Annotated in this window: 17 protein-coding genes; 6 read left to right on the top strand and 11 right to left on the bottom strand. The window is 54.0% G+C overall.

Annotated features, from left to right (window positions below):
* Window positions 1–95: 95 nt before the first annotated feature.
* From GSQ82_RS07965 to GSQ82_RS07955, 3 genes are all read right to left on the bottom strand, one after another.
* Window positions 96–1406, bottom strand: coding sequence for a DUF2252 domain-containing protein (locus GSQ82_RS07965; protein ID WP_256370073.1), 1311 nt, complete (start codon window positions 1404–1406; stop codon window positions 96–98).
* Between the two features lie 134 nt (window positions 1407–1540).
* Window positions 1541–2725, bottom strand: coding sequence for a hypothetical protein (locus GSQ82_RS07960; protein ID WP_158791764.1), 1185 nt, complete (start codon window positions 2723–2725; stop codon window positions 1541–1543).
* Window positions 2726–2948: 223 nt separating this feature from the next.
* Window positions 2949–3587 carry a response regulator transcription factor gene (locus GSQ82_RS07955; RefSeq protein WP_158791763.1) on the bottom strand — a complete coding sequence of 213 codons (639 nt, stop codon included), beginning with the start codon at window positions 3585–3587 and terminating at the stop codon, window positions 2949–2951.
* Window positions 3588–3920: 333 nt separating this feature from the next.
* Between GSQ82_RS07955 and GSQ82_RS07950 the strand changes: the two genes are divergently transcribed.
* The 5 genes from GSQ82_RS07950 (at window position 3921) to GSQ82_RS07930 (ending at window position 11923) form a co-directional block, all read left to right on the top strand.
* The gene (locus GSQ82_RS07950; RefSeq protein WP_158791762.1) at window positions 3921–6629 is read left to right on the top strand and encodes a glucosidase; all 2709 of its coding nucleotides are present in this window, start codon (window positions 3921–3923) and stop codon (window positions 6627–6629) included.
* 313 nt (window positions 6630–6942) lie between these two features.
* Window positions 6943–7950, top strand: coding sequence for a DUF481 domain-containing protein (locus GSQ82_RS07945; protein ID WP_158791761.1), 1008 nt, complete (start codon window positions 6943–6945; stop codon window positions 7948–7950).
* 183 nt (window positions 7951–8133) lie between these two features.
* Window positions 8134–9168, top strand: a complete 1035-nt coding sequence (locus tag GSQ82_RS07940; protein ID WP_158791760.1) for a transporter — start codon at window positions 8134–8136, stop codon at window positions 9166–9168.
* A 407-nt stretch (window positions 9169–9575) separates the two neighbouring features.
* Window positions 9576–9974 (top strand): response regulator transcription factor, encoded by a 399-nt coding sequence (locus GSQ82_RS07935; RefSeq protein WP_158791759.1) that lies wholly within the window; start codon window positions 9576–9578, stop codon window positions 9972–9974.
* A gap of 299 nt (window positions 9975–10273) precedes the next feature.
* The gene (locus tag GSQ82_RS07930; protein ID WP_158791758.1) at window positions 10274–11923 is read left to right on the top strand and encodes an ATP-binding protein; all 1650 of its coding nucleotides are present in this window, start codon (window positions 10274–10276) and stop codon (window positions 11921–11923) included.
* A gap of 77 nt (window positions 11924–12000) precedes the next feature.
* Here the strand turns inward: GSQ82_RS07930 and GSQ82_RS07925 are convergent, their stop codons facing one another.
* The 7 genes from GSQ82_RS07925 to GSQ82_RS07895 all read right to left on the bottom strand — a co-directional run bounded on the left by GSQ82_RS07925 (window position 12001) and on the right by GSQ82_RS07895 (window position 19509).
* Window positions 12001–13530 carry an amino acid permease gene (locus tag GSQ82_RS07925; protein ID WP_158791757.1) on the bottom strand — a complete coding sequence of 510 codons (1530 nt, stop codon included), beginning with the start codon at window positions 13528–13530 and terminating at the stop codon, window positions 12001–12003.
* A 31-nt stretch (window positions 13531–13561) separates the two neighbouring features.
* The gene (locus GSQ82_RS07920; protein ID WP_158792182.1) at window positions 13562–15136 is read right to left on the bottom strand and encodes an APC family permease; all 1575 of its coding nucleotides are present in this window, start codon (window positions 15134–15136) and stop codon (window positions 13562–13564) included.
* Window positions 15137–15213: 77 nt separating this feature from the next.
* Window positions 15214–15834, bottom strand: a complete 621-nt coding sequence (thiE, locus tag GSQ82_RS07915; protein ID WP_158791756.1) for a thiamine phosphate synthase — start codon at window positions 15832–15834, stop codon at window positions 15214–15216.
* A gap of 165 nt (window positions 15835–15999) precedes the next feature.
* Window positions 16000–16311, bottom strand: a complete 312-nt coding sequence (locus GSQ82_RS07910) for a hypothetical protein (RefSeq protein ID WP_158791755.1) — start codon at window positions 16309–16311, stop codon at window positions 16000–16002.
* 83 nt (window positions 16312–16394) lie between these two features.
* Window positions 16395–17750 carry an acetyl-CoA carboxylase biotin carboxylase subunit gene (accC, locus tag GSQ82_RS07905; RefSeq protein ID WP_158791754.1) on the bottom strand — a complete coding sequence of 452 codons (1356 nt, stop codon included), beginning with the start codon at window positions 17748–17750 and terminating at the stop codon, window positions 16395–16397.
* A gap of 107 nt (window positions 17751–17857) precedes the next feature.
* On the bottom strand, window positions 17858–18349 hold the full coding sequence (accB, locus tag GSQ82_RS07900; protein WP_158792181.1) for an acetyl-CoA carboxylase biotin carboxyl carrier protein: 492 nt from the start codon (window positions 18347–18349) through the stop codon (window positions 17858–17860).
* A 74-nt stretch (window positions 18350–18423) separates the two neighbouring features.
* Window positions 18424–19509 (bottom strand): Xaa-Pro peptidase family protein, encoded by a 1086-nt coding sequence (locus GSQ82_RS07895; protein ID WP_158791753.1) that lies wholly within the window; start codon window positions 19507–19509, stop codon window positions 18424–18426.
* Between the two features lie 80 nt (window positions 19510–19589).
* Here GSQ82_RS07895 and GSQ82_RS07890 point away from each other — a divergent pair, with 80 nt between their 5' ends.
* Window positions 19590–20465 carry a metallophosphoesterase gene (locus GSQ82_RS07890; protein WP_158791752.1) on the top strand — a complete coding sequence of 292 codons (876 nt, stop codon included), beginning with the start codon at window positions 19590–19592 and terminating at the stop codon, window positions 20463–20465.
* A gap of 197 nt (window positions 20466–20662) precedes the next feature.
* Here the strand turns inward: GSQ82_RS07890 and GSQ82_RS07885 are convergent, their stop codons facing one another.
* Complete coding sequence (locus tag GSQ82_RS07885; protein WP_158791751.1) at window positions 20663–20869, bottom strand: hypothetical protein; 207 nt, start codon at window positions 20867–20869, stop codon at window positions 20663–20665.
* Between the last annotated feature and the right edge of the window lie 2 nt (window positions 20870–20871).

Here is a 20871-nt window from a genome sequence, read left to right as displayed (position 1 = left end):
TGATCCGCACAAGTTGATCCCATCCATTGTCCAACTCTTCTCCGAGTGAATCTCAGTAGATCCTGGACGTATTTCACAGTTGTTTGCAGTTCGCTCTACTCTGCCTCGACACTATTCCCACCTCCTGGCTTGGTGGCGGCCGCTAGTCTGGCATGATCGATCTCATTTTGATCGCCATAGGCTTCAGCCCATTCGGCAAACGATTCTCGCAAGACAGTTGATCTGCCGCAATAGCCTGCAATCTGTGCCGCCTCACTGGTTCGCGCGTGAGCCCGTGCCAGCAGCGCTCCGCAGGCCCAACAGTAAAAGTCAAAGGCATCTCCGCTCATCCATTCGATCGGGACTGAAGCCTTCAGATTCTTCATCTGCCTGACGTAATAAGGGCGGCCATCCATATCTGTCCATCCCAACATGACATCGCTGGAGGCCTGAAGTGCACGCTGGCCAATGACGACCCGCTGACCTTCGTGGTTGAACTCAGCCCGTCTCGACGGAAGATAGGGAGCATGTGCTGGAGATGAGGCCTCCTTAATCTGAAGGAAGAGCGGATCATCGTCATTTTTACCCATCAACAATGCGAGGTAGGCTCTGGTACCAACCGACCCCACCCCTACGACGCGGTGAGCGACATCCGCCACACGGTAACGAGACAGCATGTGGCGACGTTCACGGGACAGGGTGAGCGAGTAATCTTCCAACGCTGTAATCAACTTGTTTTTCATGATCGAACTCACACGAGTCAAGATAGGAGGGTCCTCACGGAACTGCCACCTTCCATTCGTGTCTTTGTCTGCGATCTTTTTCAAGAGCATGTGGTTGTCCGACTGAAGTGCTTTGTCCATGACCTTTTTCGTGATTGCCAGCGCCTTTGCGGGCACTTTGCGCAGGACATTCGCTTGTCCTGGATAGGCATGGAGGTACCAGATATCCAGTGTGCCCATGGATTGCAGACGGTTCATATTGTCCTGGTATCCTTCAACGGCCTGCATCACCGCGGTTCGCCGCTCCCTGCCGCTCAAGCCATTTTCTCGACCAGCCACATTCACGCTCGCCGTCAGCCGTTTGAGATCCCACTCCCAAGGACCAACTACCGTCTCATCAAAATCGTTAATATCGAAGACAAGCTCCCTCTGCGCTGATCCATACAACCCGAAGTTGCTTACATGCGCATCTCCTGCGAGCACCACATTACATCCCATCGTCGGGGTCTTAGATAGGTCATATGCCATGACGACAGCCGCTCCTCGGAGAAAAGCGAATGGCGAAGCTGCCATACGCTGCATTCTGAGTGGAACCAGATGTTGTTGACGACCCACGTTGCTTTTTTTGATGATCGAAAGAATATCTTCGCGATTTTCGTCGGGCTTCCACTGTCCATGCGCTTCACGCGGTACGCGCTCTCGCATCGTACTTCCCCACTCGCGCAATGTCTCGAGAGTTGGTAGTACTGTGCGAAGGTTGACACGCTCACTGGCTGCTGCTGAATTTTTCTTAGTTTTAGACTGTGGCATACCCTTGTCTCCCTCTACAAATCAGGCCTTCAAAGAATCACTTTGAATAACACTTTCAAAAGCTCTGCAAGAGGCATCATCGTCAGTAGTAAAGGCGCCATCGGGATAAGACATGCAAGAGCCAGATGAATCGGCGTCCGAGGCCCCATGGGCACAGCGTTCATCTTCTCTACGAAGGCAAAGCTGTTTCCCAAGTCGGCAAGCGACTGGATATCTCCCGTGCCTAGTAGCACTTCTCCAGTAGGACAAGGATCGGTGATCCATTTTTTATGAAAAGACGATGTGTACTCCGTACCTAGTGTTCCATACTGATACAAACCTAATCTTTTCGTCTTCAATAACGTTCCCGAGAACACTAGCAGCGGGATAAGGACGATCGTGACTGCGACAAAAACATACGCGGCTATAGCGGGTGCAAAGTGCGGTAGCGGATATCTGTCGTATAGAACTCCGTTCGCCAGTACGCCGGCCACGGCGATCGAATAGGCGAGAAGAACAACCCCAAAGAACCGCTGGGATTCACCTAAGAAGGCCAATCCCCCGGCTTCATCAGGATGCGTTGGCACAAGTTGTAGATCCAGATGACTCATGCGCCACAAAAATTGAGCCCATAGAAACAAGCGCCAGAGCCAACGTAAGGTCAGGAACTGAAACAGAGGAACGCAGAACAATACAAACCACCATCCAGACAAGGTAAGCGAAACACCCGAGTCACCCCTTACCGCGTACCATGTAGAAACATGAATTGCCGTCGATACCAGACTTATGGTGGTGAAGACATATGCCATACATATCAGGATGACTTCGACGGCGGTTGAGTCACGCCATCGGAGTCCACTTTCGATCGCAACATCAAACCGTGCAAAATCTTTTTCCAAAATCAGGCCGGAGTCTACGAAATGGCTCGCAGCATGTGCCAGACGCGGTCCCAGGAGCGTTTCAGCAAGCAACAATAGAGGAACAGCTAAGAGGAATCTTGCATGAACCGCAAAGTCGTGAAGGAAAGGTACGGGAACCATATGCCCTGTTGCGTAGCCTTGTACTGCTGAAAAAATCGACAGAGGAATCCAGGTGAGCAGGATCGAAAGGAGTGCCCTTCTCAGAATGCGTGTTGAATTCGCACGAATCAACCCCACACGTGTCTCGAGTCGGTATGTAGGACCGCCCTCGGTCAGCATAAACCTGCGGTGGTTCATGGAAGCAAGATCAGTCATCGCTACTCCCCGCGATGCGACTGGAGAAGCCAGACATAGGACACCTCTAACATCACGTTTTCAGCTTCTATCAGAGAAGCTACCCCTGCCTTGATACCTTCTGAACTGTAGAAATTGACAGGTACCGACGATGAGCGATATGCAGAGCTACCCAGACGCGGCGGACCGCACATGAACTTCGGGTCGAAGTCTCCTTAGTGCTTCAATTCCTAGTAACGATGGATCAGTTTTCCGAAATAATATGCTCCCGCAGGGCAAAACGCACAAGGTCCGCGTTAGTCTTCAGTCCAAAATCCTCCATAATGCGATATTTATGAAAGGCAATAGTGCGGACGGCGATGTCCAGAACCGCAGCTGCCTCTTTCATTGATCGGCCCTCTGCGAGCAGTTGAAGAACCTGTCTCTGGCGTTGTGTAAGCTCTTTGCCTCGGTCAGGACGGGGATCACGAATGAACTCGTCCATTAGCTTCTGCGCGATGCTTGGAGTGACATAGGAATGTCCGCGTAGCACCTCGGAGATTGCCTTCTTCAACTCGATGCCCGCGGACTTCTTCAACAGGTAACCTGACGCCCAATGCCGAAGCGCTTTGGAGGCGACATCCGGATCTTCATTCATCGTGAGAATGATGAGCTTCGTTTTAGGGAGCAGTTTCTTGAGCTCCTGGCCAGCATCAAGTCCATTGAGCAAAGGCATCCCCAGGTCAAGTAGAACGGCATCGGGTTTCAGCTCCGCAGCAGCCGTGAGTAAACTTCTTCCATCTGCCACCAACTTAATGACCTGATACTCGGGCTCAAGCAAAGTCCTGAACGCCTCAGCAACAAGTGTGTGGTCGTCCGCAATCAATATTCGTGGCCGGTCCATTCGACCCCCAAACTGTCTTATCTGCATTGCTGAAGCTGGTCCATACAAACTCTTCGCCTGATGCCCATTGCTAGCCTACCGAGAGATAAATTCAAATGAGATTGACAAAGCTACATCTAGAATGCGGCCGATCTTCAATTTTCTCATCTGCTAAATCTGACAGTGTGCAGAAAGTTTCTTGCACGATATCTTCGCACAACCGGTAGCACTAGTGATGGCCGGTCGCTCCACCCGAAACCTTACATCTGCAGTCAAGTGGCAACACGATAAGGCATTACTGGCTGGTTAACTCCTCCGTCGTCGAGGCTGCAATCACCATCCCGGAGATAGTTCATGAGTTCCGAAGAACAGCGTAGGCTAGAGGACTGTAAGAATGGCAAGGCGTGGAAGCGCTGGGGACCTTATCTGAGTGAACGCCAGTGGGGTACCGTCCGTGAAGACTACAGTAAAGATGGGGACGCATGGAATTACTTCACACACGATCAGGCGAGATCGCGCGCCTACCACTGGGGTGAGGACGGTATCGCTGGATACTCCGACGACAAACAAAGACTTTGCTTCTGCCTAGCCTTATGGAACGGTCACGATCCAATTCTCAAAGAACGTATCTTTGGATTGACGAACAGTGAGGGAAATCACGGAGAAGATGTTAAGGAGTATTACTTCTATCTCGACTCGACCCCCACGCATTCCTACATGAAGTACCTGTATAAATATCCTCATGCGGCTTACCCGTATGAAGAGCTTCTCAAAGTCAATAGTTTCCGATCGAAGAGTGAACAAGAGTATGAACTTCTGGATACCGGTATTTTTGATCAGGATCGATACTTCGATGTCTTCGTAGAGTACGCGAAGAATACAGTAGACGATACACTTATCCGTCTCTCGATATCGAATCGAGGACCCGACCCGGCACCTCTTCGTGTGCTCCCTACACTCTGGTTTCGTAATACTTGGCAATGGTGGGAGACACCGGCCAAGCCCTCGCTCAGCAAAGTAACGTCACTTTCCGGACATGCCATCTTGGCTCAGCATGACGAGCTCGGCGAGTTTGTCTTGCGACCGTACGGCGAGTGTTCTCTCTTGTTTACAGAGAATGATACGAATAACGCTCGCCTCTTTGGAGGGACCAATACAAGCCCATTCGTCAAAGACGCATTTCACCGTTACCTCGTTTCAGGAGAGAAAGATGCAATAAACCGGCTAGAGGTAGGAACGAAGAGCGCCGCAGAATACTCGTTGACGATTGGTGCGGGTGAGACCACGACTATTCTGCTTCGTCTATGTCCGCGAACATTAGATAGTGTCGCTCCAATGACAGCATCTGCAATCTATCTCACTATGGAAACCAGGAAATTGGAGGCGGATGAATTCTATGCCGCTCTAACGCCAACCAAGATGAGTGCGGACGAAGCGAACGTCATGCGACAAGCCTTGGCTGGGATGTTGTGGAGTAAACAGCATTACTTTTACGATCTGGGGTTCTGGCTAAGCGAACACATCTCTGACTCTTCCAAAACCACTGCAACGCGAAACAAAGCGTGGCCCCATATGGTGAATGACGATGTGATCTCAATGCCGGACAAGTGGGAGTACCCATGGTATGCTGCTTGGGATCTGGCCTTCCATTGCCTCTCTCTCTCAATAGTCGATATCGACTTCGCGAAACATCAGCTTGAGCTCATGCTGGACTCTCTATACCTGAACCCCAGCGGCCAGGTCCCAGCATATGAATGGAACTTCGGAGATGTAAATCCTCCTGTTCACGCGTGGGCAGTCTCTCAACTCTACAAACTGGAGAAGCAGCGAACCGGCGTGGAAGATCGCGGCTTTCTCAAACGTTGCTTTGACAAGCTGATCTTCAACTTCTCATGGTGGGTGAATAGGAAGGACCCCGGGGGCAACAACGTGTTCGAAGGCGGATTCCTCGGTCTGGACAACATCGGCGTCTTCGATCGGAGCGCCAAACTTCCCACTGGCGGGTCACTCGAACAAGCTGACGGAACAGCATGGATGGCGTTCTTCTGCGAAAACATGGTGGAGCTATCATTGGAACTCGGCAAGACCGACGATAACTATCAGGACCTCGCCATCAAATTTTGCCAACACTTCGTCTGGATTGCGGCAGCAATGGACCGTATCGGAGAATGTGACGATCGCATGTGGGACGAACAAGACGGCTTCTTCTACGATCTTCTTCGGCAGGCAGATGGGACCGCGCAGCGGTTGAAAGTGCGTACGATGGTGGGCATCCTCCCCCTCTGCGCCGCTACAGTGTTTTATCCTGATACAGAGCGAGCGAACTCACGGTTCATAACAGAGATGAAGGCCTTTATCCACCGGCACCCTGAACTTACAGCGAAGATTGCCCCTCTTGATGCGCCGGGCTACAAAGACCGCTTCCAGCTTTCCATCCTGAACGAAACAAAATTGCGTCGGGTACTGTCATATCTCCTCGATGAAAGTGAGTTTCTGAGCACCTACGGCATTCGCTCCTTGTCGCGGATCTATCTAGAACGTCCCTATACCTTCAATATGGAAGGCCAGCAGTTGCAAGTGGCCTATAGTCCAGCGGAATCAGATAGCGGCATGTTCGGCGGAAACTCCAACTGGCGTGGGCCGATATGGATGCCGGTGAACTTTCTTTTGCTGAGAGCCCTTGGATCTCACTATCTCTACTACGGAGATCAATTCAAGGTCGCTTGTCCAACCGGTTCCAACAATATGATGAACCTCTTCGAGGTGACTGAAGAGATCGCGCGACGAATATGTTCAATCTTCTTACGCGGCGAATCTGAGCGACGCCCGATATATGGCAACACTGCGAAGTTTCAAGATGATCCTCATTGGCGCGACCATCTGCTCTTCTACGAATACTTCCACGGAGATAACGGTGCGGGAATAGGAGCCTCGCACCAGACAGGATGGACCGGACTGGTCGCTCGATTGCTACAACTCTTCTCGGATGCGGACTCAGAGATCATTCTGAATGAAGCAACGAAGCCAGTCTTCAGCGGTCCATCTATATACGCCGGCAAATGAGGAATTACGAAGCAGTCGAAGTGGGATTCGAAACAGGTTGCTCGGCACCGCATTCGCCACAGTATAGAGAACCTGTAAGTAGTGCCAGTACCGCGCGCCGCGATCTTCGAGTGAGATAGAACTTGATCGAGTAGGCGCGCCACATATGATCCGCCATGTCTTGCTCGTGCTCACGGGGTGATTGGTTAGTGGGCAGTTCTACGGGAGGTAATGGGTGGCACGCCTCGAGTCAATCATTCCTCATCCGTGCGATCAATGCAAAAGGAGAGCAGTCCGTCCAGTTCGGCTTAGTATCATTTATCTTGGCTGGTTGATGCTTCTTGCCTATGTGCCATTACTGTGGGCATCCACCCGCCTGAGCAACGACATCGTTTATATGAAAAATGGGGACGTCATCACCTGTGAAATACGTTCACTCGAACAGGGACAGCTCACGATAAAGCAGGATTACGCTAACTCGACCGTGGTGCTCGACTGGAAGAAGGTAGATCACATTGATACAAAACAACCGTTCGTGATCATCGATACCAATGGCAAGGCACTGAGTGGAATACTCTCTGAAACTACAGCGGAACATCTCGTGCGAGTTACAGGAAATGAGGTCGGGATCCCACATAATGACGTGGTCAGCATTCAAGAGACAGGGGAGACATTTGTTCGACGTCTGCGTGGTGACATCGACCTCGGAGTAGACCTGGCTCAATCCAACTCCCAAAAGAACCTGACGCTCCAAGGAGATCTCACCTATCAAGCTACAACGCACCTCTTCTCGCTCACATCCAGTTCTCAATTTACGAGCCAGCAAGAGACGAAAAACACAAGCGAGACCACGGTAAAGAGCGAATATTTTATTGAGCTCCGCAGGTCGAACTGGTATGGGGGCGCTATCGCAAACTTTCTTTCCAGTTCAGAGCAACAGATCAGTTTGCGCTCAACGCTTGGTGGAGCACTTGCGATACGACCGATCTACACCAATAAGACAAATCTCTCGATCATTGGTGCGCTTGCATATACCAAAGAACAAGACGCTTCCGATGCCACATCCACAGCGAGTACACGCAGCCTCGACGCCGCAGCCGCAGTTCAGTACTCCACATTCAGGTTCGACTCTACGAGCTTCGACACAACAGTCTGGGTGTATCCAAGTTTGACTTCAGCAGGCCGCGTTCGTATGACTCTCAATCAGGACGTGTATTACAAGTTCTACAAAGATTTTTATGTGCGAGCAAGCTTCTACGATAACTACGACAATCGTCCTGTCGTTGGCGCCCCTTCGAACAACTTGGGCGTCTCTTCTACCATCGGATGGTCTTTCCGTTAGGAATTTATAAAAAGATCCGCCGTGGTTCGGTTTTATAGCCTTTAGTGAATGTCCCAGATGGCTGTCACATCTACCAGTACTCCTTAAGTGCTTCATCTAAATATCGTAGCGATATCACTCAACGGAATGGATGTCCTTGGATTCGAGGAGAGTGTCCCAATGAGTTCGTTTATAGTGTCCTGCTTGAATCCAATTCGCCCCGAATATCCGCTCAAGAAAGAGATAGTCGCCTGGGATCTCCAGAGTTCACTTCGGCTTCAGGTTTTCCTTCGAACTGCCTCCGATCGAATGGCGAAGCTAGCTTGCACGATGTGTGTGCTGTCTATATTTTTATTTTTCGGCGGCAATAGTGAGCAACTCATCGCGCAGCAAAATGGACACTATCTACAGGGAATTACTGGCCTCGAAAATGGGTCAACACTGCCACCGGGTGTTTATCTTAGTTATCTACCCTATTTAAATCTCGTTGATTCGTTCAAGAAGAGCGACGGTTCCACCCTCCTCGATTTAGATCTCAAGGTCGTGGCGCATAACGCTGTCTATCAGGTGACTACGAAAAAGCGCATCCTAGGCGCCACATATGGCTTGAGCTTCATCATACCGATCGTCAATATACGTCTCCAGGCTGACACATTCGACAAAAGCGTCCAGAATGGCGGAGTGTCCGACCTCTTTCTCGCACCAGTCGTGCTCGGATGGACCAAAGCAAAAGCAGAGTATCTGCTTGATTACGGCGTCTACATACCCGCTGGAAGTTTCGATCCAAATAGCCCTTCGAATGCTGGGTTAGGCTTCTGGGAACACCAGATTCAAGCCGGGGCAACATACAACATCGATAAAAAAAAGCTTTGGAATGCTTCCTTACTATCGACCTGGGAGATCAACCAGAGCAAGTCGGGTGAGGATCTCAAACCTGGCCCTATGGCGAACTTCGAATACAGCTTCGGCAGACGATTTTTCAAGTACCAGATGAATGCCGGAATCGTAGGATACGCCTATCAAAAACTCTCCCCCGACTCCGGAAGTGCTGTTAGCCCGCTTACACGCGGTTCGCACGATCGTTCTTTTGGGGCTGGCCCCGAGTTGAAATATACCGACGTAAAGCATCGTCTTGCGTTTGATGCGCGCTACGAACCCCAATTCGGAGTAGAGACGAAGACGAGCGGAAGCGTCGTCGTGATCAGCATCACCTATTTGAACTTCTTTCCACCGAAATAGAGAGTTTCATAATCTCGCGCAAATCGACCCGGGTTGACCAATACATGACGGAAACCGGGACAGCCTAGCCCTGTCACACGCAACTTAAAATCCCTTCCGGGAATCGAGGAAGAGAATCTGGATGACTTTCAAGTAGTCACACGGTTTTAGCTTAGACTATGGCTCTTGCCTTGGAACGCCCCAGATCTAAAATGCGATAACCAATCCAGTATGATGTGTAATACGTCATATATCTGATAGGTATGAACCGAAGTACAATTTCGGCGATTCAGAACACTTAGCAGAATAATCCCTCGCAACCTGCTGAAACGGTAGGCAGTCGGCTGCGCAACTAGACAGTTGCTGCGGGGTTATACCTATCGGACACTTGCTTCACCATTCGAAAACTACGTTTGGAGGGAATTTACTTGACCCACGGTCGACCAACCGTTGTCTTCGCCGATGACAATGCTAAGGTGATTCAGACCGCCTGCACTTTACTCGACTCTGCCTATAACCTCCTTAAGGTGGCGGTGGACGGCGAAGAAGCGATACGGTGCATTCGAGAGCTCAAGCCTGACTTCGCGGTCCTCGACATCTCTATGCCAAAAATCAATGGAATTGCAGTGGCGCGGCAGCTTTATGAGGCTGGGTGCACGACCCGTGTAGTCTTCGTAACTCTAATTGACGATGAGGATTACATGCGTGAAGCAAGATTGGTGGGATACGGTTATGTACTAAAGCGTCGGATGTCGTTCGATCTTCTTACCGCCCTATCGTCGGCTCGCGACGGTGTATTTTTCTGCTCCACTAGTTTCGGTGAATAACCTACAAGTGTGAATCTCAGATAGACCTGTTAATTCTGACAGGTCTTAATTTGCATGCCCTTACGACAAAACTGTGTATTATGTTGGCATCAGACGACAGAAGCTGATGTTGAACTTGGGCATCGCGCTTCGCGGTGATCGAGTAATACAGGTCAGGCCTCATCTTTCTACTCCCAATCTTCCACCTGTACCGCTACTCTCGGTACCGTCCGCCGGACAAGGATTGTCAATTTATCGAGTAAACGGCCCACAGAGACGCTGGACAATCCGATGATCGGCAGAAAAGTAAGGGGTAATTCATGCTGAGCACCGATTTCAGGCCCCTGCAACAGGTTACGAACAGACGGCAACAGAGCTTCGAGACAAGAAGAGTCATCCTGCGCACCTCAACCGAGCTCGCAGAGTGTGAAAGCAATGAAATTGACAAGATCAGTCAGCGGGCGATCGCTGATCTAATGCAAATCGAAGGTGCGGAGCAGACCGGTTGGTTTTCCCTGGGCGAGTCAGGAAGCTTGGTGGAAGTTCTAAGTTCGACCTGCGAGTTCCCTTCCGCCCAATCTACTTTCAGCGGCGGATTGGATGGATTGCCGTGGTGTCTGGACCTACTACGTGCTGACAAGGCCGTGATCATCGAAAGTCTTTGGGATCTGCCTGCAAGCGCAAAAGTCGATCAACAATCTCTCAAAGCGTGCGGAGTTCGCTCGCTCGCCCTGCTGCCATCTAACTCCCTCTTGCTAGGCAAGACGCTTATGGTCCTATTGTCCACATCGACGGAAATAGATTGGTCAGACGGCATCGTAGAACACTACACTTTGCTGGAAAATGTACTTTCCAATTCTTATCAACGAAAGCTTGCTCATGAGGAGTCCGAAGCCACCACAGAGCGCTTTCGTCGGCTATTCTTGTCGTCGACAACCCCGATGGCTACCCTTACTCATTCGGGACAATTCGTTTTGGCGAATGCGGCCTTTCACTGCCTGCTCGGATACTCAGAGTGCCAACTCCGGCAGATGAGATGTGACGACGTAATCAATCTGGCGAGCCAATGCGATAAGACTTCTCTTCTGAAAAATCTGTCAGGCCAGATGATTGCGCAATTTCATCTTTGCGAGATAGATCTTATTCGTAAAGACTCGTCCTTGATACCGGCACGAATCGAACTTCATCTGATGGAGCAACATCCCCTTGAGGACTCTCGCATCCTCATGACCATTGAGGATCTCACTGAGCACCACGTCAAGGAAGACGAACTACGCCGAAGACAGGTCGAGATAGATCTCCTAGCCTCTCAACTCATACAGTCGCAGGAGAATGAGCGAAAACATCTATCCCGTGAGTTACATGATGATATAGGGCAGAGGCTGTCGCTAGCCGCATCTGAGGTCGCTCTGCTGGCAAGTCAACACTCCGACACCACTCCGATCTCGGTGAGCCGCCTCGAGGTTCTGCGCGATGAACTTGACGGACTGTGCTCCGACGTTCACCAGATGTCACACAATTTGCACTCCTACAAACTGCAGCATCTTGGGCTGAACGCCGCGCTTAAAGATCTGAGTCGTAAAATCTGTCAGCCAAACTTTCATGTCGATCTTCGCGCCGACGAATTCGAAGACCCTGTCTCCGAAGACGTTGCACTGTGCCTGTACCGAGTAGCTCAGGAGTCTTTGAACAATGCGCTAAAACACGCACATGCTCTGGAGGTAGCAGTAACTCTGACAAAGCTACAAAACACCATCTATATGACAATTCAGGATTCGGGGATCGGCTTTGATAGTAGTGCGAGTTCGCAAGGTCTCGGGCTGCTGAGCATGAATGAAAGAGTGAAACTCGTTAGGGGACAGTTCAGGCTTCATTCAACTCCCGGACGAGGGACCGAGATCTGGGTGGAAGTTCCTGATGGCAGTATGTCGATCGGCTTGCCCAAACGATCAACAATCCACGCGCACTAACTCTACGTAAGTTCTGCCATGGCCCAGGCAGAAAAAAGCCCAGCCGAAGCTGGGCCTCCTTCGCTTCTCCAGATGAACTACTCCACTCCATCTCGAAGCGCCTTCTGAACTTTACTGTGCTTCACGCTGTAGGTGAAGTAAATCACCAGCCCAAACAGCAGCCATCCCAGCACCACTACCTTGGTCAGCGTAGGCAGCGTCCACACCAGGTATAGCGCACTGATGATTCCAAGGATTGGAACCAGCGGCACAAACGGAGTCTTGAACGGACGATGCAGATTAGGGTTCCGCCGTCTCAGAATCCACACTCCGGCGCACACAATCGCGAACGCCAACAGCGTACCCATATTCACCAGTTCACTCAGTTTATCGATCGGCAACAGCGCCGGCATGAATGCGACGATGGCGCCCACGACAATATTCGAGATCCATGGTGTACGGAACCGCGGATGAATTATGCCCGCCCACTTCCACAGCAGCCCATCGCGGGACATTGAAAAGAACACACGCGACTGGCCCAGCAACATTACCAGCATTACCGTCGCGAGCCCAAAGACCGCGCCGATCTTCACCAGAATGCTGCCCCAGCGAACGCCCGTTACATCGATCCCCACGGCCACCGGGTCACCCACGTTCAGCGCTTTATAGTTCACCAGCCCGGTCAGCACGCCAGACACAACAATGTACAACAGCGTGCAGATCACCAGCGATCCAAGAATCCCGATAGGCATATCCCGCTTCGGATTCTTCGCCTCCTGCGCCGCCGTAGAAACCGCGTCGAAGCCGATATACGCGAAGAAGATCGACGCCGCACCCGCCGTAATGCCGCCTATCCCAAACCTTCCCGGCCCCTCACTCGGCGGAATGAACGGAGTCCAGTTTGCATGTGCCTGCGCCGGATGATGCAGAATGTATCCGATCCCAAGCACCAGAAAAACTCCGACCACGCCGAGCTTTACAATCACGATCGCCGAGTTCAGGTTCGCCGACTCCTGGATCCCGATGATAAGAATCGTCGTCACCGCCGCGATAGCAAGAAACGCAACCAGGTTGAAAAGTCCATGCACATGCGGCAGCGACGACGCGTTGATGCCCGCAGGCAGAGCCGCCAGCGCCTGCCACCGATCGTGATACAGATACAGCACATTGCCAGGAGTCGTTGTTAACTGTGGCGGAATATGAATATGGAAGTCCTGCAACAGACCAACAAAGTATCCACTCCATCCCGACGCCACCGTGGCCGCGCCGAACGCATACTCCAGCACCAGATCCCAGCCGATGATCCACGCCACAAACTCACCCAGCGTGGCATATCCATACGTGTAGGCCGAACCCGCAATCGGTATCAGCGAAGCAAACTCCGCATAGCAGAGCCCCGCAAACGCACACGTAATACCCGCAACAATAAAACTCAACATCACGGCCGGCCCGGCATGCTTCGCGGCAGCCTGCCCGGTCAACACGAAGATCCCCGCGCCGATGATGGCCCCAATTCCCAGCGTAATCAGATTCAGTGGGCCCAGAGTACGTTTAAGTCCGCTCTCACCCTCGTTCTCCGCCTCCTTCAACAGACGAGAGAGAGGCTTGACTGCCAGCAGATTACTCATTAATTGACTTTCTCCACTTTCCTTAAACTGTTCACAACGCTTCCCCAACCGCACTCGTCCGGCGCATCTGCGTCCATACAAAGTACACCGGCACGCCCAGCAGAACGATGATCAAACCAGGCCAGGTATATTGAGGTTTGTAACGCAATAGTACTGCACAAATCCACAACGCCGACACAATATAGAGTGCCGGCAGCACAGGATACCCGATCGCACGATACGGACGCGCTGCATCAGGCCGCGTCCTTCGCAGCACGAACAATCCCGCGATCGTCAAAATATAAAACACCAGCACCGCGAAGATCACATAGTCCAGAAGCTGTCCGTAGCTCCCCGACAGGCACAGCAGACACGTCCACGCCCACTGCACCCAAAGCGAATTCACCGGCGCTCCCGAGCGATCGCTCAGCCTCCCCACCGACTTGAAGAACAGCCCATCCCGGCTCATCGCGTAGTACACCCGCGCCCCAGCCAGCAACATCCCGTTCACGCATCCGAACGTCGAGATCAGAATCGCAGCCGCCATCAGCTTCGCCCCAAACCCCGCACCCGCCGGTCCAAAGTGAGAACCAGCCTGCTCCATCACCGCCGTCGCAACCCTGTCCTCCGCTGCAAACTTAATTCCCTGCCCCACCACCGTCGTCGCCGCCGGATCACCCGCCATCGGCAGCACGCTCAGATAAACAAAATTGCACAGCACATATAGCAGCAGCACAACACCCGTACCAATCGCCAACGACAGCGGCAGGTTCCGCTTCGGATTTCTGATCTCACCCGCCGTAAACGTCACATTGTTCCAAGCATCCGAGCTGAACAACGACCCGACCTGTGCGACCGCCAGCAAGGTAAACAGCCCCACGTAGGTCGTCGGCCCGCCCATCCCAACCTGCACCGCATGCAGGGAGTGCCACCCGGCTCCGGCCCAGAAGTTATGCCACCCTGCACCAAAGTTCGCCGCAACCGCATCAGCATTCTTCGCCAGCACACCCACGAGTACTACCGTCGCCAACGCCAGCACCTTCGCAGAGGTAAAGACATTCTGCACCGCCGCGCCCATCTTTACACCGAGCGTATTCAGCGCCGTTAGCAGCGTAATCACCACAATCGCCGCCAGGTTCGCCGTATTCAACCCGATATCCATGTTGCCCAGCACCATCGGCCCCACATGCCACGCCGGAACATGCCCGATATGCCAAAGCCAGTTCTGTGCGCTTACCGCAGGAAAAAACACTCCCAGAAATTTGCCGAACGCCACCCCAACAGCAGCAATCGTACCCGTCTGGATCACCAGAAACAGAGTCCATCCATACAAAAATCCCCACAGCGGCCCCAGCGCCTCACGCAGATAGACATACTGCCCACCCGCCTTCGGCATCATCGCCGCCAGCTCCCCATAGCTCAGCGCGCCGATCATCGTCATCGCCGCAGTCACCAGCCAGGCCGCAATCAGCAGCGCCGGCGAACCCAAACCACGCGACATATCGGCCGACACGATGAAGATGCCCGACCCAATCATCGAGCCCATCACAATCGCCGTAGCCGAGAACAACCCCATCCCCTGCACGAACTGCGGAGACGACGCGGACGATCCAGCATCACCCGGCATGCTCTCCTTTTTGTCGTCCCGCAACGAAGCGGAGGGATCTGCTATCGTATTTTTCAAAAGATTCACGCTCGTTAGTTCTACCGTAAAATTTTGATAAAGTCTCTCGCAACGCTCTCGACCGACTCACCTTCAGCCAGCAAAGCACTTATCACGGCGACCGAATCCGCCCCCGCCTCGATCACACTCCGCGCATTTCCCCTCGTAATCCCACCAATCGCCACAATCGGCTTCACGGTCAGCGCCCGCGCCCGCCGCACGCCCTCCAGCCCAATCACCGGTTCAGCATCCAGCTTCGTCCCCGTAGCAAACACCGGCCCAACCGCCACATAATCCGCACCACTCAGATCCGCCACCCGCACCTGCTCCTCCGTGTGCGTAGAAACGCCAACCCAACGCCCATCCCCAACCACCCTGCGCGCATCCTCCGGCGCAAGATCCCCCTGCCCAACATGCACACCATCCCACCCGGCCAGCACCGCAAGATCCGCCCGGTCATTCAAAATCATCCGGCACCCACTTCCCGCAAACACCCTATGAATAACCGCAGCCTCACGCAGAATCTCCTGCGGCGCACCAGCTTTATTTCGATACTGCAACATTCGTACCCCAGCTGCTCGAATTGCCTCTGCGAACGTCTGCGCCGATACTCCGTGCTTCAGTAAAGTTCTGGCATCAGCAATGACATACAACTTTGACAACTGGCTAACCTCGCTCGCTGCTACTGAGAAATCATTAACCCTTCGAATTGGATCAACGATATCCTTTACAACCACTAGATATTCCGAAACGATCCACCCTGTTGTTTAAAAATCCTTGATTTGTGTTCGAGTGTACGCACCACTCGCTACACCATCGCTCAACAATTAGTATTGCGGCGAGCCTCGTCTCCAAAGCCACTTTATGCCCAAAATGAAGAGCCACCCCAACAACCAAAGCACTAAAACAGCAAATAAAATCACACAAAGGCTAATGATGAAACTAATAATCTGCTTGGAATGACGCCAGAGCCAGGCAACAACGAAAACTGCGAGCACGAACATCAGCAAATAACCCATCGCAGTCGATTGCAATTTTTCCTCTTCCGCTTTTCTGGCAAGAGCAATAATTGAGCCACACTGCGGACAGGCGTGTGCATGATGACCGACCGAATGGCTGCATTCTGGACAACGCTGCATTAGTAACTTCTTTCATCGCTCCAAGTCAGTACAGAATCTCTACTAAGATTCTTCTAAAACTAATCTAGGTATCTCAGTCAAATCTAGCTTTCCTTCTGCCGCTCGAAGAACCGCTCCATAAACTTCGTGTCGAACTGTCCCGACCGAAACTCCGCATCCGCGAAGATCTTCTCATGCAGCGGAATCGTCGTATGAATCCCCTGCACCACAAACTGGTTCAACGCCCGCTGCATCTTGTTCATCGCATCCTCGCGGTCCGATCCATGACAGATCAACTTCGCGATCAGCGAGTCGTAGTACGGAGGCACAACTCCCTCGGCATACTGCGCCGTATCCACCCGCACCCCATTCCCGCCCGGCAGATTGAATGCCGTAATCTTCCCCGCGCTCGGCGTGAACTTCTCCGGATGCTCCGCGTTGATCCTGCACTCGATCGCATGCCCGCGAATCTCCACCGGCCGCGTAATAATCGAGCTGAGCTTCTCCCCCGCAGCAATCCGCAGCTGCGCTTTTACGAGGTCGATCCCTGTCACCATCTCGGTGACACAATGCTCCACCTGGATGCGCGTATTCATCTCGATAAAGTAGATCTTCCCATCCTCATCCATCAGAAACTCGATCGTCCCGGCGTTCCAATACCCAATATTTTCCAGCGCCTTCTTGATCGTCTTGCCCAGCTCCTCGCGCAGCTTCGGCGTAATCATCAGGCTCGGCGCCTCTTCGATCAGCTTCTGATGCCGCCGCTGAATCGAGCACTCCCGTTCACCCAGGCTCATCACATTGCCGTGCTCATCCGCCAGCACCTGGAACTCGATATGCCGTGGCCGCTCAATGAACTTCTCCATGTACATATCGCCGTTGCCAAATGCATTCGCCGCCTCGGTCGAAGCCTGCTGAAACATCGTCGGCAGCTCTTCCTTGTTCCGGCAGATCCGCATCCCGCGACCGCCGCCACCCGCGACCGCCTTCAGAATCACCGGATATCCAACGCTCCTCGCCCACTCCAGCGCCTCGTTCTCGTCCGCGATAATCCCGTCCGAACCTGGCAGAATCGGCACCTTCGCCTTCTTCATCGTCTGCCGCGCCGTGGACTTCTCGCCCATCATCCGCGTCACCTCCGGCGGAGGCCCGATGAATTTGATATTCGACGCCCGGCAAACCTCCGCGAAGTTCGCGTTCTCACTCAGCAACCCATACCCCGGATGGATCGCATCCACATCCGCGATCTCCGCAGCCGAGATCACCGCAGGCACGTTCAAATAGCTCTCAGCCGACCGCGGCGGCCCAATGCAGATAGCCTCATCCGCAAACCGCACATGCAGCGAGTTCCTGTCCGCCTCGCTATACACCGCGACCGTGCGGATGCCCATCTCCTTGCACGCGCTGATCACACGCAGCGCGATCTCCCCACGATTAGCAATCAATACCTTACGAAACATATCTACCGAAGCTTTCCATGCAATCTCAGATGTTTGTTTTACGCCATCATCCTGAACGTAGAGAAGGGCCTTGCACTTGAATCTGCCCCTGTCTGTTTAGACGTCTCTTACCGAGCCTTGATCGCAAACAGCGGCTGCCCATACTCCACAGGCTGTCCACTCGCCGCAATACGCTTTACAACCTCGCCCGCCACATCCGACTCGATCTCATTCATCAGCTTCATGGCCTCCACGATGCAAAGCACCTGACCTACCTCCACCTGGTCGCCCACCTTCACAAACGCAGGCGCGCCCGGCGACGGTGACTCGTAGAACGTCCCCACAATCGGTGACTTCACCTCATGCAGCGCCTCTTCCGCAACAGCCGGAGCAGCACTCGCCGCAGAAGGCGCAGCAGCTACAGGAGCCGAAGCCGCAGGCGCCGATGCCATCATCCGGCTCAGCTGCCCCATATCGAACCCGCCCGCCGCAGCCGCAGGCTCACCCGCGAACTTGATCCGAACCTTCATATCCGTCTGTTCCAGGTCGAACTCGGCGATATCGTTCGCCTTCAAAAATTCAACCAGTTCGCGAAGCTCGTCCAACTTATTTCCGTCCATCATGTCTCTTCCCGGCGCTCGAAGCGCCTGTAGTCCTGTCTTGTTTCCTCAAGCCCGAAGCCTGAGTCCTGCCTCTAAAGTTCGACCCAGGCCTTCACACTTGGCGTAAGAATCTCTCCACCCGTGGCCGTCACCAAAACCATATCTTCAATTCGCAACCCAAACCTGCCCGGCATATACACTCCAGGCTCGATCGTGATCACCATTCCCTGCTCCAACACCTGCGTCTGCTTCGATGCAAGCCTCGGTCCTTCATGTATCTCCAGCCCCACCCCATGTCCGGTCGAGTGGCTGAAGTACGTATCCAGTTTAACCCGCCGCAACACACTGCGCGCCGCCTCATCCACCTCTCCGGCACTCACTCCCGGAGCTACAGCGGCAACCGCAGCCTCCTGCGCTTCCAGCACAGAATCATACACGTCCCGCTCATCCGGCATCGCCTTGCCCATGTGCACGGTACGCGTCATATCGCTTAAATATCCGTCGAGAATAACACCGAAGTCCAGTGTCACGAACCCCCGCTTCGGCAGCTTCGCCCCCGTCGCCCGTCCATGCGGTAGCGCCGACCGCTCCCCGCTCGCCACAATCGTGTCAAACGACATCCCCTCCGCACCCGCCAGCCGCGCCGCATACTCCAGCGTTGCCGCCACCTGCGTCTCCGTCAGTCCCGGCTCCAGGTACGTCAACATCCCGTCGAACAACTCGCACCCCACCTGCGCCGCCGCCCGAATCTTCGTAATCTCCTCCGCGTCCTTCACCTCGCGCAGTCTCGCCACCACCGGCCCCACAGCCACAAACATCCCCCGCCGCACCTTCGCCGACAGGGCCTTCCGCATCGTCTCCAGCCCAGCCACCGTCGTATGCGCCCCATCGAATCCGCAGCGCCGCACCCCAGCCGCCTCCAGCCACTCACACGCGGCCGTCACCGAAGGCTTCGTCGCAATCACCACCTTCGTCCCCGGAGCCTCCGCCTTCGCCTGCGCCGTATAGCGCCCGTCCGTAAACAAGACCGAACGTCCCCCAACCAGCACCAGCGCTGCGCTCGAACCCGTAAATCCACACAGATACCGCACATCCGGAAGATGGGTGATCAGCATCCCTTCGACGCCTGCCTTCTTCGCCGCAGCCGCCGTCTGTCTCTTCCGCAAACTAAAGTTCATCCCTCTGATTTTACCTAACTGTTGTAAAAGAGAACCTTCCTGACCTCTATTTCGCTCCCCCAGACCCGTTATCATGGGGTATGGCAGGTATCACCACCGAGCGCCCGGCGCTTCTGACCCGGCGCAACTTTCTTCTAGGCTCAGGCGTCTCTGCCGCCGCCATGGCATTCTACTCCGCCGAAATCTCTCGCCACGAGATCGACGTCGTTCCCCACCCCATCGCCATCGCCAACCTGCCCACCCCCTTCCACGGCTACCGCATCGTTCAGATCAGCGACATTCACCTCGACGAGTACACCGAACCCTTCTTCCTCGAACGCATCATCCACAAGGTCAACGCGCTCTCCGCCGACCTCGTCCTCCTCACCGGAGACTTCGTCACCCACGGCGCCTTTACCTTCCTCGACGCCAATCACGCCGCCAACCGCTGCGCCGAGATCTTCACCACCATCACCGCCCCCCTGCGCTACGCCATCCTCGGCAACCACGACGTCGCCGTTGACGCCCCCATGGTCATCCGCGCCCTCTCCGGCAAAGGCACCCCCGTCCTGGTCAATCAGTTCCTCCCCATCGACCGCAACGGAGCCCGCATCTGGCTCTGTGGCGTCGACGACCCCGGCACCAGCCATCCCGACCTCGACCTCGCCATCCCCGCCAAACCCAACGCACCCGTCATCCTCATGGCGCACGAGCCCGACTACGCCGACGTCGTCACTGCCCACCCCCGCGGCCCACTCGTCGACCTCATGCTCTCCGGCCACTCCCACGGCGGCCAGGTCCGCCTGCCCTTTGTCGGACCCCTCATCCTGCCTCCCATGGGCGAAAAATATCCGTGGGGCCACTATCGCTTCAACAAGATGCAGCTCTACGTCAACCGCGGCATCGGCACCGTAGGGCTTCCCTTCCGTTTCAACTGCCCGCCAGAGGTCACCCTGCTTACACTCCAACCCGCCTAAGAAGGCTGTGGAAGATATATCCTGCCGGACGGGCCCACTGAACGTGGAGTGGGCGTTCGCACACCTCTTTAAGCCTTCGGGTGGTCCTCCCGTTGGTCGGCAACAAAGATTATCCCGACCAACGGGAGGACCAACCGAAGGGGTATACAAGTCACGAAGTGACCTCCCGCTGAGCAAGCGGCCTGTCCGGCAGGACATCACTCCGTCCCAAAAGCACTAAAAAAGATCATTACGGCTCCCAGCGAGAGCAGGCCCACCACCGCCAACACACGCCACGCCACGCCGTACCACTGCTTCCCCGCCATCGACCAGCAAAGCTGAATCGCGAACCAGAACGCCGCAATCGCAATCCCGCCAAACAACACGCTGTACCCATCGAGATGCGAGAGAACCCGCCTGATCAAGC

Source organism: Granulicella sp. L60 (genome assembly GCF_009765825.1).
Taxonomy (GTDB): domain Bacteria; phylum Acidobacteriota; class Terriglobia; order Terriglobales; family Acidobacteriaceae; genus Edaphobacter.
Note: the sequence above shows the minus strand (reverse complement) of the source record. Positions and strands in the feature narration are given on the sequence as shown.

Excerpts from the sequence above, each read along its gene's own strand:
- GSQ82_RS07895 (WP_158791753.1), bottom strand. The coding sequence starts at position 19,509 with ATGAACTTTAGTTTGCGGAAGAGACAGACGGCGGCTGCGGCGAAGAAG.
- GSQ82_RS07965 (WP_256370073.1), bottom strand. The coding sequence starts at position 1,406 with ATGCGAGAGCGCGTACCGCGTGAAGCGCATGGACAGTGGAAGCCCGAC.
- GSQ82_RS07930 (WP_158791758.1), top strand. The coding sequence starts at position 10,274 with ATGCTGAGCACCGATTTCAGGCCCCTGCAACAGGTTACGAACAGACGG.
- accB (WP_158792181.1), bottom strand. The coding sequence starts at position 18,349 with ATGGACGGAAATAAGTTGGACGAGCTTCGCGAACTGGTTGAATTTTTG.
- GSQ82_RS07950 (WP_158791762.1), top strand. The coding sequence starts at position 3,921 with ATGAGTTCCGAAGAACAGCGTAGGCTAGAGGACTGTAAGAATGGCAAG.
- accC (WP_158791754.1), bottom strand. The coding sequence starts at position 17,750 with ATGTTTCGTAAGGTATTGATTGCTAATCGTGGGGAGATCGCGCTGCGT.
- GSQ82_RS07910 (WP_158791755.1), bottom strand. The coding sequence starts at position 16,311 with ATGCAGCGTTGTCCAGAATGCAGCCATTCGGTCGGTCATCATGCACAC.
- GSQ82_RS07920 (WP_158792182.1), bottom strand. The coding sequence starts at position 15,136 with ATGCCGGGTGATGCTGGATCGTCCGCGTCGTCTCCGCAGTTCGTGCAG.
- GSQ82_RS07925 (WP_158791757.1), bottom strand. The coding sequence starts at position 13,530 with ATGAGTAATCTGCTGGCAGTCAAGCCTCTCTCTCGTCTGTTGAAGGAG.
- GSQ82_RS07890 (WP_158791752.1), top strand. The coding sequence starts at position 19,590 with ATGGCAGGTATCACCACCGAGCGCCCGGCGCTTCTGACCCGGCGCAAC.
- GSQ82_RS07955 (WP_158791763.1), bottom strand. The coding sequence starts at position 3,587 with ATGGACCGGCCACGAATATTGATTGCGGACGACCACACACTTGTTGCT.
- GSQ82_RS07945 (WP_158791761.1), top strand. The coding sequence starts at position 6,943 with ATGCTTCTTGCCTATGTGCCATTACTGTGGGCATCCACCCGCCTGAGC.
- GSQ82_RS07960 (WP_158791764.1), bottom strand. The coding sequence starts at position 2,725 with ATGACTGATCTTGCTTCCATGAACCACCGCAGGTTTATGCTGACCGAG.